The organism is Synechococcus sp. WH 8109 (assembly GCF_000161795.2).
GTDB lineage: Bacteria > Cyanobacteriota > Cyanobacteriia > PCC-6307 > Cyanobiaceae > Parasynechococcus.
Window position 1 is genome coordinate 1026950 of sequence record NZ_CP006882.1, and the last position, 12765, is coordinate 1039714.

16 protein-coding genes are annotated in these 12765 nt (G+C 52.7%); 9 read left to right on the forward strand and 7 right to left on the reverse strand.

Annotation, left to right across the window (positions count from 1 at the left end; translation table 11 throughout):
• Genes Syncc8109_RS05595 through Syncc8109_RS05605 form a run of 3 tightly spaced genes read right to left on the reverse strand, consistent with a single transcriptional unit; the run spans position 1 to position 1720 of the window.
• Positions 1-651, reverse strand: a complete 651-nt coding sequence (locus Syncc8109_RS05595; protein WP_006851693.1) for a hypothetical protein — start codon at positions 649-651, stop codon at positions 1-3.
• A gap of 3 nt (positions 652-654) precedes the next feature.
• Positions 655-993 (reverse strand): DUF6464 family protein, encoded by a 339-nt coding sequence (locus Syncc8109_RS05600; RefSeq protein ID WP_006849644.1) that lies wholly within the window; start codon positions 991-993, stop codon positions 655-657.
• Entirely contained in the window at positions 983-1720 is a 738-nt protein-coding gene (locus Syncc8109_RS05605; protein WP_006850222.1) for a DUF475 domain-containing protein, read from the reverse strand. The genes Syncc8109_RS05600 and Syncc8109_RS05605 overlap by 11 nt, the downstream gene beginning before the upstream one ends.
• Positions 1721-1758: 38 nt before the next feature.
• Between Syncc8109_RS05605 and Syncc8109_RS05610 the strand changes: the two genes are divergently transcribed.
• From Syncc8109_RS05610 to Syncc8109_RS12020, 3 genes are all read left to right on the forward strand, one after another.
• Positions 1759-2508: a hypothetical protein gene (locus Syncc8109_RS05610; RefSeq protein WP_006851465.1), complete on the forward strand. Its 750-nt coding sequence runs from the start codon at positions 1759-1761 to the stop codon at positions 2506-2508.
• A gap of 45 nt (positions 2509-2553) precedes the next feature.
• Positions 2554-2703 carry a phage major capsid protein gene (locus tag Syncc8109_RS11720; RefSeq protein ID WP_006852051.1) on the forward strand — a complete coding sequence of 50 codons (150 nt, stop codon included), beginning with the start codon at positions 2554-2556 and terminating at the stop codon, positions 2701-2703.
• Between the two features lie 93 nt (positions 2704-2796).
• Positions 2797-3438 carry a hypothetical protein gene (locus Syncc8109_RS12020; RefSeq protein WP_006850207.1) on the forward strand — a complete coding sequence of 214 codons (642 nt, stop codon included), beginning with the start codon at positions 2797-2799 and terminating at the stop codon, positions 3436-3438.
• Positions 3439-3815: 377 nt separating this feature from the next.
• Here Syncc8109_RS12020 and Syncc8109_RS12250 read toward each other — a convergent pair whose 3' ends face one another.
• Entirely contained in the window at positions 3816-4181 is a 366-nt protein-coding gene (locus tag Syncc8109_RS12250; RefSeq protein WP_045172732.1) for a hypothetical protein, read from the reverse strand.
• A 384-nt stretch (positions 4182-4565) separates the two neighbouring features.
• Between Syncc8109_RS12250 and Syncc8109_RS05630 the strand changes: the two genes are divergently transcribed.
• The 3 genes from Syncc8109_RS05630 (at position 4566) to Syncc8109_RS05635 (ending at position 6641) form a co-directional block, all read left to right on the forward strand.
• Complete coding sequence (locus Syncc8109_RS05630) at positions 4566-4868, forward strand: DUF1651 domain-containing protein (RefSeq protein WP_232202480.1); 303 nt, start codon at positions 4566-4568, stop codon at positions 4866-4868.
• Positions 4869-5944: 1076 nt separating this feature from the next.
• Complete coding sequence (locus tag Syncc8109_RS12255; protein WP_006851170.1) at positions 5945-6100, forward strand: hypothetical protein; 156 nt, start codon at positions 5945-5947, stop codon at positions 6098-6100.
• 178 nt (positions 6101-6278) lie between these two features.
• A complete protein-coding gene (locus tag Syncc8109_RS05635; protein WP_025362285.1) occupies positions 6279-6641 on the forward strand; it encodes a hypothetical protein in 363 nt (120 codons plus the stop codon).
• 270 nt (positions 6642-6911) lie between these two features.
• Here the strand turns inward: Syncc8109_RS05635 and Syncc8109_RS05640 are convergent, their stop codons facing one another.
• Complete coding sequence (locus Syncc8109_RS05640; protein ID WP_025362286.1) at positions 6912-7217, reverse strand: hypothetical protein; 306 nt, start codon at positions 7215-7217, stop codon at positions 6912-6914.
• A 323-nt stretch (positions 7218-7540) separates the two neighbouring features.
• Positions 7541-7795 (reverse strand): DUF3104 domain-containing protein, encoded by a 255-nt coding sequence (locus Syncc8109_RS05650; protein ID WP_006851870.1) that lies wholly within the window; start codon positions 7793-7795, stop codon positions 7541-7543.
• 633 nt (positions 7796-8428) lie between these two features.
• Between Syncc8109_RS05650 and pstS the strand changes: the two genes are divergently transcribed.
• The 3 genes from pstS (at position 8429) to Syncc8109_RS05670 (ending at position 12512) form a co-directional block, all read left to right on the forward strand.
• Positions 8429-9376 (forward strand): phosphate ABC transporter substrate-binding protein PstS, encoded by a 948-nt coding sequence (gene pstS / locus Syncc8109_RS05655; RefSeq protein ID WP_369792019.1) that lies wholly within the window; start codon positions 8429-8431, stop codon positions 9374-9376.
• Positions 9377-9558: 182 nt separating this feature from the next.
• The gene (locus Syncc8109_RS05660) at positions 9559-10221 is read left to right on the forward strand and encodes a Crp/Fnr family transcriptional regulator (RefSeq protein ID WP_025362288.1); all 663 of its coding nucleotides are present in this window, start codon (positions 9559-9561) and stop codon (positions 10219-10221) included.
• 1784 nt (positions 10222-12005) lie between these two features.
• Positions 12006-12512: a hypothetical protein gene (locus Syncc8109_RS05670; RefSeq protein ID WP_025362289.1), complete on the forward strand. Its 507-nt coding sequence runs from the start codon at positions 12006-12008 to the stop codon at positions 12510-12512.
• Between the two features lie 30 nt (positions 12513-12542).
• On the opposite strand, the gene Syncc8109_RS13045 is transcribed toward Syncc8109_RS05670, so the two are convergent.
• Positions 12543-12677, reverse strand: coding sequence for a hypothetical protein (locus tag Syncc8109_RS13045; RefSeq protein ID WP_006851938.1), 135 nt, complete (start codon positions 12675-12677; stop codon positions 12543-12545).
• Between the last annotated feature and the right edge of the window lie 88 nt (positions 12678-12765).

Below are 12765 nucleotides of genomic sequence, written 5' to 3' on the forward strand. Positions count from 1 at the left end.
TCAGTATTCCGTGTACAACACACGCGCTTGAGACCAAACCCGATCGAGATCCTGCTCAGAAAGCTGAAGAGCTTCCGGGAACATCGTCGAGAGCCATTGTTGGCGCTTCAAGAGGGTGTCCGCTTCAAAAAAAGTTTGCTGCGACGACAGAACTCTGAATTTGAGAAATTCCAGCAACCTTGCGCGCAGGCGAACCGCATCGATCAGTTTGATCCGTTGGCCTTGATCACAGAGATGAATGGTGTTGCCTGTTTCCACTCCACTTAATCGCGGTGCAAGCAATTCCAACGTTGTCGGCGGTTGCCAATGGCGCGCCTTGGTCTCGGGGTGGGGGTAATAAATCCAGCCGTTCACAAGCTCACTTTGAGGCATCTTGATCTCCACACTCCAGAACGAAAACGTTTCGGGGGGGTGGAGGTCAGTCCATTGAACGTTCTCAAACAGGTGATCTGGATTCGAAAGTGAAACCTCGAGGGGAGCGAAGTCGAGATTCAGCGTGCCGAAGAAACAGCCCGAAAGGTCTAGCCCTAAGGCCTGGAACAAGGGGAATTGCATTCGGATCGTGCCATCTGGATATGGAGATTCGTTGCTTGTTCCGGAGGCGACTCCATGGCCAGCACAGAGTCGCCCGGTGAGCCATTCCTGGTTCATCAATCAGCGAAGTTCACGGTGGCTGCAGTTTTCACAGGGACCTTCCGGCCACACAGCACAGCGGAGCAAAGGGCTACGAGCATTGAAACGACAGTTCGGATCACCGATCACCCAGCCGTGTTTCCAGGGTGTTGCATCGGCAGGACGCGCCTGGTGTTTCACCAACAGGGCCACTGAGGCCATCACATAGCGACCGTTGCGAAGGGCGTAACGGTGACGACGTTGCATCACAAGAAAGGATTGCTGTTCAACAACAAGCCATCGCCCCGGTTGTGGCGGATCCTCAAGTTCAACGCGATGGAGCAAACGGTCTCCACTGATATGGCGAAGTTCAACAAGCATGGCCTTCGTCCTGATCGAGTGCCTTGCTGCGGATTGACATGCCCCAAGCAAACAGCAACAGCACCACCACCAAGGTGAGCCAATCGGGTTGATTGAGGCTGGGCACAACAACATGAACAATCAAGCGCAGCGCAACAAAAGCAACGGCAAGAAACCCAGCCGTTTCAAGCCGCGGATACAGATCAAGCCAGCGGATGAACAGGGCGGATGTAAAACGCAGTGCCACGATGCCGATGAAAGCACCCGTACTAATCAACACAATCTGATCACTGATGGCCACTGCTGCGGCAACGCTATCGATGGAGAAGGCCAGATCAGTGAAGGCCAGCAGCAAAACCGTGTTCAGAAACGGGCGTGACAGACCGTCGGATTCATTTCCTTCGCTGGATTCCGCGTCATCGCCTGATCGGTTACTGAAGTGATCAACCACCAGCCACACCAAATAGGACGCAGCGACGAGTTGCACCCAGGCGTTTTGCAACACCCACTGGGCCACAACAATCAAAGCGATCCGCAAGACCAGTGCAATGCCAATGCCCAGGTTGAGGGCAAGGCCTTCCCGCTCCGGTTGGCGGCTGCTGCGGGCGATGGCCGCGAGGGCCACGGCATTGTCAGCCGACAGGATCAGCTCCAGAAGCACCAAAACAGGCAGCAGGGCCAAAACCTCACCCCATTGGTCGGCACCTTCAAAGAAATCCGACAGTGAGGGAAGCGAAGTGATATCCATCGCGGCAGCCTAGAAAGTGCAAGCGCTGTTCCATTGCGATGCAGATCCGGGCCGAGCTGTGTCACGTCGACACCCTGAGATGCATCGTGCGGGTCGAGGCTTGGCTCGACGGTTCTCTGCAGGGCAGCGCCCTCGGTGAAGCCGCCACTGCTGAAGAGGCTGAGGAGAGGGCGTTGCACCGCCTGTACTCCAGGCTGGGGTCCATAGACGAACCACAACAGCTCCTGAATCCAGCTCGCCCTGAAGCCCAGGTGGATGAGCCGAATCTGAAGCAGGTGCCCGTCGAGCGGCCAAGAAAAATTGATCAAACCCCGACCTCGAATGCTCCACTACCCCCTGCCATCCATCAGGTCCCAGTCACGCCTGCTGAAAACGCCCCCTCTGAAACTCCAACGGATCCTGACGACTGGAGTGATGAGCTGACCGCCATCGATATGGAAATCAGACGCATTGGTTGGTCTCGTGAGCAGGAGCAGGAGTACTTGACTCGAGCCTTCGGTCTCGGCAGCCGCCACAAGCTCACGCGCTATGCCGATCTGGTGGCCTATCTCCGTCAGTTGAAGTTGATCCAAGCCAACGACGACGCTTCTACGGCACCAGCACCCATCCGTCGTGGTGACCTGCTTCAACAAGGAGATGAAATGTTGAAGCAGCTGGGCTGGAGCTCCGATCAAGCCAGGACCTTTCTCCAACAACAATTGGGGGCGACCAGTCGTCAACAACTCGGTGATGAACAGCTTCTGCAGTTCAACATGCTGCTGGAGGAGCAGACCCTAAAAGTCTCATGAGTCGGGCGTAAATCCCTTGTTATTTACGGGAACTTTGCTGACCTGTTGATCGGTCTGTACGGGACGTTGGAGATCCTGGTCGACCCCTACACCGACTTTGCTAAGGACACGACGGGCATCAGGGCCTTGCAGTCGATCGACATTGCTTTGCGTCACGCCGAATCATTCGCAGCGATGCAGGACGCAATCGCATAACCGCGACAGCGCCCTGCTTGTGGTGCGTACTGGCCCGGGGCTTGGACACCCCGGGCTTTTTTGTTTATATGTTCGAAACTGGTTGATTAAGCCATGTCACTTGTTGATCGGGTTAAAAGTCCTGGAGAGATTTACGTGTTGCTTGTTACTTTTATTTTTACCGAGCAATTTGACAGAAATTTAGACTTGGAAGCTGTCGAAGAAGGTGCAATTAGAAATTTTCTTGAAATATCTCATTCATTTTTGGATGCACTCACTAATCATATGCAGCCAATAGGGGCTGCATTTTTTGTATATACATTTATCCTGATAGCGCTGAGATTGTGGGGGAATAAATCGCGGAGATTGATTGATGTGCTCGCAATTTTCCTTACAGCTTGCTGGATCGTTGAGCTTGTCATCATTAATCTACTTCTTGTTGCTCCTATCAAAAGCCCCATTCTTTTGATCGTTGAGCTTTTGCTCTTTATCCCAATTATCTTGATTTGTTTTTCGTGGTGGTATTGGCGAATAAACCATGGGCGATCTGAAAGAAATTTGTCACCTGCAATTGTAGTAACGGATGGACCAGGAGCTCTTGAATATTTTTTCTTCGCGGCAGAGGTTTGCTTTGACTACTCTCAGGATTCATGTAAAACTGTTATTTCAAAATTAGTACGACTTTTAAATGGATTTGTAGTACTAGACGTTTTTGGATTGACTCTTTCAAGAGCAGTGGATTTAGCTATAGGTTGATTTCAGGGTCCTTGCTTGATCATCGGCCTCGGGTCATCGAAGGCGCGTTGTTTATCTAGCCTGTGGTGGTCAAAACAGTAGACAGATAGGGACAGCTAGATGGATTTAATGACGATTAGCGAGGCTGCAAGGCGCCTCGGATACAAGTCCAGATATCAGCTCTACAGGCTGATTAACGACGGCTACCTGCATGAGCATGTCCATGTGCAGCAGCACACGGGGCAGCGTTTGGTTGACATAGAGGGGCTGAGGGAGAAGCTGCAGTGCATCTGCCAGTGGCGACCCAACAGCGTGTTCCTCAGGCGTTAGAGATAGAGCTGCAGTGGGTGACGCTGCTCAACGTGATTGAGCTGGCTCAGGACAGCTAGAGCGTTGGATCAGTCCTCACAAATACCTTCTTTGTAAGAGCTGCACGAACGAGTTCTTAATTCTTCCCATCGCCAAATCCAAGGACTAAGCATGTCAGGATCATCAAGCATCCAGCATCCCTGCCCAATATTTTCAGCGTTTATGTAGCTGGAATAATCAGTATATGAGTTGATGAAATTAGGTTTTACGATTTCTTCTTTTGCTCTTTGGCATAGTTTGAAGAATTCACGTCTGTGCTTTGCGTCTATGGCTGCTTCCCTTGCGGCAGCAGCGTTCGCGCGAGCTTCTGCTTCTCGCCGCGCTTTATTTCTTGCCTCGGCTTCCTTCCGTTTCTGAGCTTCATTTTCTTGCCGACGTTTTGCCACCTCAGCCAAGCGATCTGACTCCTTCTTTTGGAGCCTTGGACTGGTAGGTCTTAAAAACTTCTCAATTCCATCTATGTCATCCAGCCCAAAAGATGCGGTGATAATTTCACCATCATTGTCGCGTTAGCAGAGCTGCTGATTGGGCTGTGTGTAGCCACCCATTGAGTTTCGGCTGTTCCATCTCCAGCCGTAAACGACAGGGTTGTCTGGCTCTTGCTGATAGATGTCCGGCTCGCTGCGCTCTCTATACGACTCAATGTCCAGAAGAGTCGGAACGAGAATGTCCCGACAGGCTTTGGCGGTTTGGGCCTTTTGATCAAAGGCATTGCATGACCTGACAAATATCGCCAGCGGCAACAGCAGCAGTAGCCGTTTCAACTCAAAAGGCTCGGTATGCCACCCAGTCTGGCTACTACTTCAGGTATGCCCAACAAGGACCGCTCTTTCCACGAAGCGCCAGAGAAGGCTGTTGGTGAGGGGTGGCTGTATTCCGAGCTGGAGCAGAAGCTCTGTCACTTCAAGCCCGACACAGCGACCGTGCATGCCCAGTGGGTTGCCATCAGGACATACAGCTACGTTCCGCCCCGCCCGCCTGAGCCGATGAATCGCAGGCGGATGCTGCGGCACAACGCTGTTGAGGCTTGGCAGACGATGCAGAAGACGGGCTGGAGACGCTGCCCTCCGCCTGTTCGCTGAAAGCAATCGTTTCTCGCTAGGACAGACGGACCCAGCAGTTGCCGCTGACATGGGTCCGCGTCCCGCCCGGAGCCCTCCAGAACGGAACGCAATTCAAATAGCCCAGTGACACCAGTCGATTCAGCGTGAATTGATACCAACTTGGGCATTTTGTTACCGGCAGAAAAAAAGGGAGCAGAGTGGCGTCATGAGCAACACCAATGATCCGAACGCATGGCATCTGGGTCTGCGTCGGCCAATGGGGGGTGACCCTCTAAATGAACCCGTCATGGCTGCGATATACGGCTACGAGTTCAACGGCGACTTATGGCGACTTAATGACCAGGGCTATCCGGAACCTTTGTTAGAACCCATGCTCGGCCGGTGGGAGCAACTGCACTATCCCGAGGGGTAAACCTCAAAATGGTTCTCACCCCCGCCTGTGCGCTGAAGGGAGAGGGAGACGCGGGCGAGGGAACCCGCTGGCTTTCATCTCCCGAGGCGTTTGCAGTGGTGCTAGCGCCAAAACAATCCTCACAGCAAACGCGAAGAGACCTGGCTAGTAATTAATGCCTAATTAGCAGCATTTGATACTCGGGGAGAGCCCCCAGTTAGAGAGAATTAATTTGAAGGCAGTGGTGCCTTCAATGCGTCGTTTGGGGTGGGCTGAGGGGCCCGCCTCTTTTTATGCGCTGACTACTGCTGTTGCTGCGCCTGCTGCTGACTAAGCGTTTTAGGCCGTTTGGACTGTTGCGCCCGAGCTTCGGTCAGCGTTGTCGATGCTGAGCGAAAGCGCGCAGCTAAAGAGAGCGACTCGGACAACAGCTGACAACTGCCGTTGCTGCATGCGCACTTTTATGCGCACACTGAATAACATTTAGGCCCAGACCCACTGCAGCAAGGGGGTTATAAGCAAAAGACATGCTCCTGGAGGAGCAAGCTATGAAAACGACGAGCTGACTTCTTTAGCTGAAAAGCCAGCACTGAAGCAGCTTTTCAGGGTTTAGGAATAGCTTGTTTGCGTGCAGATATGGCCTTTCGCAGCTGCATAAGAGCCTTTTGCGTGCGTTTTTGCGTGCAGGGCTAAACCGTTTTGCGTGCACGAGCCCCATAGCGGCAATGCAGCCATCTCAGAGGCGTTCAAGATCGTGAACAGCAACGTGCTCGAACCAGAGCAACGCGAGCAGCTGCAGGCGATCCGAGCGCATCTGGACAGCCTTGAGGAAGGCGGATCACAGGTGATCGACGTCTAGTGGTAGTAACCAGTCTTTCGGCAGCTATCAGCAGACTCTTTTGACTGCTGACGGGCTTTGAACACGTCCATCTCTTGGCTGGCACCTATCTGGATCAAGGGCTCTAGATGGAGCAAACCATCGCTGTACTGCACAAGGCAGTTGACCTAGTGCCGCAGCTTGGAGAGGATGTTGACTAATGACAATAAACATCGGAAAAACAATCCTCTATGCGATGGGAGCCCTCGTTGTCTTCGCTTTCATAAGGATGAGTGGGGATGATTGGGACACTTGGACACCCAGAGAAGAGGCCAGGAAAGCCTGCGAAGTAGAGATCAAGAAGGGACGCCTCTATAGGGTTTCGTACCCAAAGCCGGGGGACCCAAAGAAGAATTTCTACGGGCGCCATTGTGAACTGAGTTTGTACTGGAATCGCTACGAACTGCAGGAGATAAACGGTGATTACAAGACCTATGAAGAGTTGAGAAAGGCTCGCTGGCAGGATTACCGCCCCATCCGTAGGTACTACTTCGACGGGCGCGGCGTCGTGGAAATGCGATGAACATGATCAACGACTACGAGCCAGCACCACCTCAGAACTTCATCGGGCCAATGGTCTACCCGATCAAGTACCTGCCATGCCGTGTGTGTGGTGGGTCAGTCCGTGTCGCTGACAAGTACAGACACGCGAAGACAGCAGTCCATGGCGAGTGCTGGAGAGAAGAGCTGAACAGCTCCTCGCATTAGGTAGGGGACGTAAGAGGGGAACCATCTCAGGGATGTAAGGCAGGGAGTCCTGCATCTCTCATCGGCGATCTGATCTATTGCGTCCCTACAAGAAGGTGCAAAGACCTTCGTAATCGTGAACTTTGTAAGTGGTGCTCTTTCCAGAGTCCTCCATTTCGACCTCACCTAGATCCTCTACCAATTCGAACCTCGCAGGAGGTCTGACTAAATCGAAGGATTCATTCCCTTCAACGTCTGCCCAGTAGGTCACATTGCCTTCGTGGATGCTTTTAATACACTTCACCAATGCTGGCTCATCCACCTCCATACGGCTGTATTCGGAGTGGATGTCTTCTGCCATCACTGGTAAGCATCCGAATGCCATCACTGCCAGAAGGACGTGGGTCTTCATCAGTGGTTCTGATTGCTCAGATCTAAATAGCACCGGTTTGCAAGATGCCACTCTCTGAATACCTTGGGGCAATGGTCTCCGTCTTCGTTGACTCCAATGCCAGAGAACTGGATTCCTGGGCTTCAGCCTCCTAAGCCTTCCGCTGCCAACCTCAAGAAAGGACCAACTGTCGAGGGTGTTTCTGAAGAGGGAAAGAATGAGAAGGTCATCTCTCTGGAAGAACTAGAGCAAGCCAAGGAATCAGGCTTCGAGGTTCCCAATGAAGGACGTGCCCCCGGCTTTTAGGGCTCTTCTGATAGCTGCAAGGACTTTCTGGCTGACTTCTAGGGCTGCAATTCCGGGAGGATGTGAGTCACCAGGTCAGCGTTGACCCAGTTGATGACGCCGGTATCGACATCAGCCACTTGGAACAACGTTGGAATCTTCGGGTTTCTGGCACCGCCATCCACCCAGATCACATCAGCCATCCGCCAGGCACCTTCCGTGTCAGTAACGATCATGGTCATGCCTGCTTTGACATGCAGGAAAACGGGGTCTGACTTGGGCGCTGCAACGGCGCTCGCATGATCAACCGACATACCCCTCTTGCTAGTACAGCAGTATTAGTACAGGAGCAGGCGGCAGGTCCAGGAAATGAATCGGAAGACTGATGAACGGCATCGCACTCAGGACTGCCTAGGGCAGTCACAAGCCTTCCTAATCAAATAAGCGTGCTTTTTTGCGTGCAGATTGTCGAGGTTCGTTGAAAACCAAGTCAGTCACTCAATCTGTAGCTGCTGGAGGAGCAGACACTGAAAGTCTCATGAGTCGGGTTTAAATCCTCTATAAACACAGGCCTAGCCAAGGTTTGAGCGGAACGGGTCATTGCTCTTGCGCACCAATATCGTCACTTGTGGTTGCTTGTATCAGCCTTTTTGCGCACACTAATGCGTACAGGGCAGCACCCAGGAGATACCAAAACTTCGGTTTAATGAGAAGTGGGCTAGAGGCCTACGGCGTCTAGCCAGGTCAGCCAAAAGTTAATCTCCTTCAATTAATTGCTAGCAGATACGGATATAGATGCCCGAAAAAAGCAAGCAATAAGCCTTAACTCACTCTTAATTTGATGTTTATTGCTTCACAAAGACCAAGGGATTGGTGAGGTCATAAAACAAGAGTGCAACAACTCAACATCCTTGGTTGTGATTCGCTCTGCACGCACTGCTCTCCTGTTGGGAGCCGCCCTCGCTTTTGGAACTGCACTGCCATCTTCTGCGGCTCCCAGGCTGAACGGAGCTGGCGCCTCGTTCCCGGCCAAGATCTACCAGCGTTGGTTCGCCGATCTGGCTAAGGCTGGCGGCCCTCAGGTGAACTACCAGGCTGTGGGTTCCGGTTCTGGCCGTAAAGCCTTCATCGATCAAACAGTGAACTTCGGCGCATCGGATGATCCGATGAAGAAGAAGGATATGGCCAAGGTCGACCGTGGTGTTATTCAGATCCCGATGGTGGGTGGCACCATTGCCTTCGGCTTCAACAAGCCTGGCTGTGAGCTGAAGCTGACCCAGGAGCAGGCTGTTCAGGTCGCCATGGGCATGATCCAGAACTGGAAAGAGCTCGGCTGCAAGCCCGGCACACTCATCTGGGTGCACCGCTCCGATGGATCTGGCACCACCAAGGCCTTCACCAACTCCATGCAGGCTTTTTCCAAGACCTGGAGCCTCGGCACCGGTAAATCTGTCAAGTGGCCCGCTGGCGTTGGAGCCAAAGGCAACTCGGGCGTTGCTGCAGTAATCAAGAACCGGGTCGGCGCAATCGGGTACGTGAACCAGTCGTACATCAAGGGCAACGTCAAAGCAGCCGCTGTTCAGAACCTTTCTGGTGAATTCCTCAAGCCCTCTGTTGCTTCAGGAGCTACTGCCCTTAATGGCATCACTCTGGATAAGGATCTGGCTGGTACAAACCCGAACCCTTCCGCTAAGGGTGCTTACCCCATCGCCACCCTCACCTGGGTCCTGGCATACAAAACTGGTAATGGTGCTAACGCCAAGGTGGTGCAAGAGGCCTTCAACTACATGCTGAGCGACGCCGCTCAGGGCAAAGCTCCTTCCCTGGGCTTCGTTCCCCTCAAGGGCAACATCCTGGCCAAGTCCAAGGCTGCTGTAAACAAGATCGGCAAGTGATATTGGTTTGAACCGGTTTCAAGAACCTCCCATAAGAGGACCCCTCGGGGCCCTCTTTTTATTGCCTGATTGGTGCCAATTACGATCGATCTTAGAGATCTCTTAACCAAATCTCTCCCGACTCTTTGTTTGGGATCGATGTTGTGTTTAATACAGTTTTTTTCGAATTCACGGAATTCCAAATGCTTGTCACTCCATCAGCTGATCTGAGTTCAACAGCTCTGAGTTTCCAGGCGTTTATTGAAAGCAGCTACGACAATCGCAATGTTGTGCATGTCACCTCGGGAAGTTTTGTTCCTCTACTGAAGAACAGCGTTTGGTTTGTCATTCGCGGCATGGTCAAGCTGGGGGCACTTTCGGTGCATGGCGATGAACTGGTGCTTGGCCTTGTGGGTCCCAATGAACCCTTCGGTGCCGCATTCACCAATGTGGAGGCCTACGAAGCTGTAGCGATCACAGATTGCGATCTGCTCTGCTGCAATCTGGCGGAGCTGGAGCATTCTCCTCAGTTGGCGCTTGGCTTCGCCAAGGCCATGGCCGCGCGTTACCGCCAGGCGGAGTCGATGCTTGCCCTGCTGGGGCTGCGGCGAGTTGAAGAACGGGTCCGGGGGTTTCTGGAGCTGCTCGCCAAGGACTTTGGCGAACCCTGTGAGGCCGGGTTGCGGGTCACCCTTCGCATGACCCATCAGGAGATCGCCAGTGCCCTCAGCACCACACGGGTGACCGTGACCCGAGTGTTGGGCCAGTTGCGGGATGAAGGCTGGCTTCAGATTGATGCCTCTAGGCATCTAGTGCTGACCGACGCCGGCCGCCATTCAACCGTGATGGCCTGTTCTGAGTCCTGATCCCCATCGGTTGACAGGATCCTTTGCTTTGACTTGCTGCAGCAAGTAATTAGAAGTATCGGCAGGAGGAGCAGAAGCTTTCTCATTCGCCAATGGTGGCTGCGGTTTCAGTCTTCTGAACTGAGATCACGCCGATACCGATCGGGGCTGAAAAACCAAATGATCAGCCGGGTGGTGAACCAGGCGAGCAACACGCCCAGAGCTATCGAGACGAACGCCTCCACAATAAGTATTCAGAGAACATCAGCCGAAGCTGGATGTCCTTAATATGCCGCGCTGAACAAGGGACTGGAGGACGACCGTTAACGATCAGTCGCGAACTGGCTCGTCCTTGTCTTTGGTTGCCTCGACTTGAGGCTGACACTTGACCACTGACTTTGAAGTCAGGGAGGCCTAGAGACACTGCAGCTGCGCTTCACGCAGTGCGGCATAAATGTCGAGAGAGGGGTCAGTCATCGATTGGCGTTTCCAAAAGCGAAGGCGCAGGGCCTAGTGCTGCTGAGAGGGGACCTACTGAACTGAGGAGCAGGAAAACCAAGGAGCCAATGGCAGATGCCCGGTGAGTAGAACTACTCAGAGTCAGCAACCCCTGACCGCTCAAACTCTTGAGCAGATCCTTGAAAACGCGTCACATCAACTGTTAAGCGATCCAAGGTTTTGTAACGAGCTGAACTTTTTGTCTCGGTTGAGCCATACGGGACTCGATTTGTTGCCTATTTCTTGGAAAACAGGGATACACGCAATGAAAGCGACCAAGCTCACTACTGCTCCACAGGGCTTCGAGTACTACAGGGTTTGCGACGAAGAAGGTGTCTGCCGTGTAGTAAGAGGCATGTGGGCAGCCAAGCACCTCATAGAAGACATGCCTGAGCTAATCGCCACTAGGACAAAGCTCTACCCAGCGGAGTGGAGTTAAAGCTCTGAATCCAAAGGCATAAGCAAGCAGCTTCCTAGGGCAGTCACATGCAGCCCTACCTAAATAAACGTCTTTTTTTGCGTGCAGATTGTCGAGGATTGCTGAAAAACCAGTCAGCCATTTGAATTGTCGCTGCTGGAGGAGTAGACGCTCACCCAGGCCAAATATGTATTAACACTCAGGAACGGTCGGAGCTAATGGCCTACAACGGGTTTGCGGCAGGGACTGATACGGCGTCCATGCCGATTGCAGCAGGGTGAATCGTCTACACACTCTGCTCAGCCCGGTCGTTCCCTCCGCTTCTTTCCTGAAGGGGGGAATGGCCCTTATGGGGAAGCAACGAAATCAGAGCTCTGAAGTGAAAGGTTGCTGAGCTGCTACCTCAACTCCGGAAGTTGAACTCCAGCTTGGTTTTGGGTTTTTGGTACTTGATCACATTCATCACTTGAAGACCAGTATTTTCAGACTTCCTCTCCTCGGCAAGTGCTTTGAGGATCATTGAGCCCGAAGCCTGCCAGTCCTGATCGACTTCAATTAATTGCTTGGCTCGTGAGTAGTACTCCGCAGCTTTCGCTAAATAAAGAGATTTTTGGCTTGCTGTATTTGAAGATATTGCCGTTGTGATGGACTTTGCTTCCGCTTCGACAATTGTACAGCATGCTTTTCAGTGCACAGAATCTTCTTGAGACCTGTAATCCCGTGAACGCGCTTTCGAACATGGTGATTGAACACACCTCTAGGAATCGTTTGAACAGCTGAGGCGGATCCTCATAGCGACCATTTTTTGGTCTGAGTGTTCCCTGATCTCTCAACGTTTTGAATCTTTAACCTGCCAAATTCACCAGCTGCACTTCTGATAAGGTCAGTCATGGATCACCCGCCCCTTGTTGTACGACAGCTGATTAATGAGCTTCGGGATGACATGTCCGAAGCGGGCCGTGAACTCAGAAATCGCAGCACTTGGGATCTCCAATGCCCAGTCGTCATCATTGATGCCCGAACTGAACCCAACCGGGTAGTTCGAACCTCAGTGCGCGGCATCACTGGTGCCATAGCCACCAGCAACGTGATCGATGATCCCTTAATGCGCTCTTTTCTGGTTCGCTTCCGTGAAGTTGGTGCTGATGAAGCCCTCGATGAATTTCTGCAGGGTCCAGAGGCAGAACGCTTCTCGGAGCTCTGGGACATCTACAACGATGAAGCCCAACAGCAGGGTCTAGCGGTCTGGTCCCACAGTGACGCCGCCAAATTTGTGCTCAAGTCGAAAACTTGTTTTGACGATGGTCAGTTGGCCTGTGTTGCCATTACGTCGGGAGACCATCGTGATGCCCATGACGTGCTCACCTTTTCTGTAGACGCCTGCTGGTTGTCTTGAGCTCCGGTTCGGCCTTAAACGCACCAGAATTCAGGAACGGATCAGTTGAACAACAACAAAAAGCGCTGAAGCTGCCAGTGGCCAAAGCAACCAGGTCAACTGAGGAATGGTGAGGGCGAGCACAAGCCCGATGACAAAGAAAATCAGAAAACGGCCGAGGGTCATGAAGGCACCAATACCTATGTATTGAACCGAAAACTCCGCCTTAGGCCAGTTTTTCGCGCCTTGAGCTGGGAGCTGGTTCTGGTGTGAA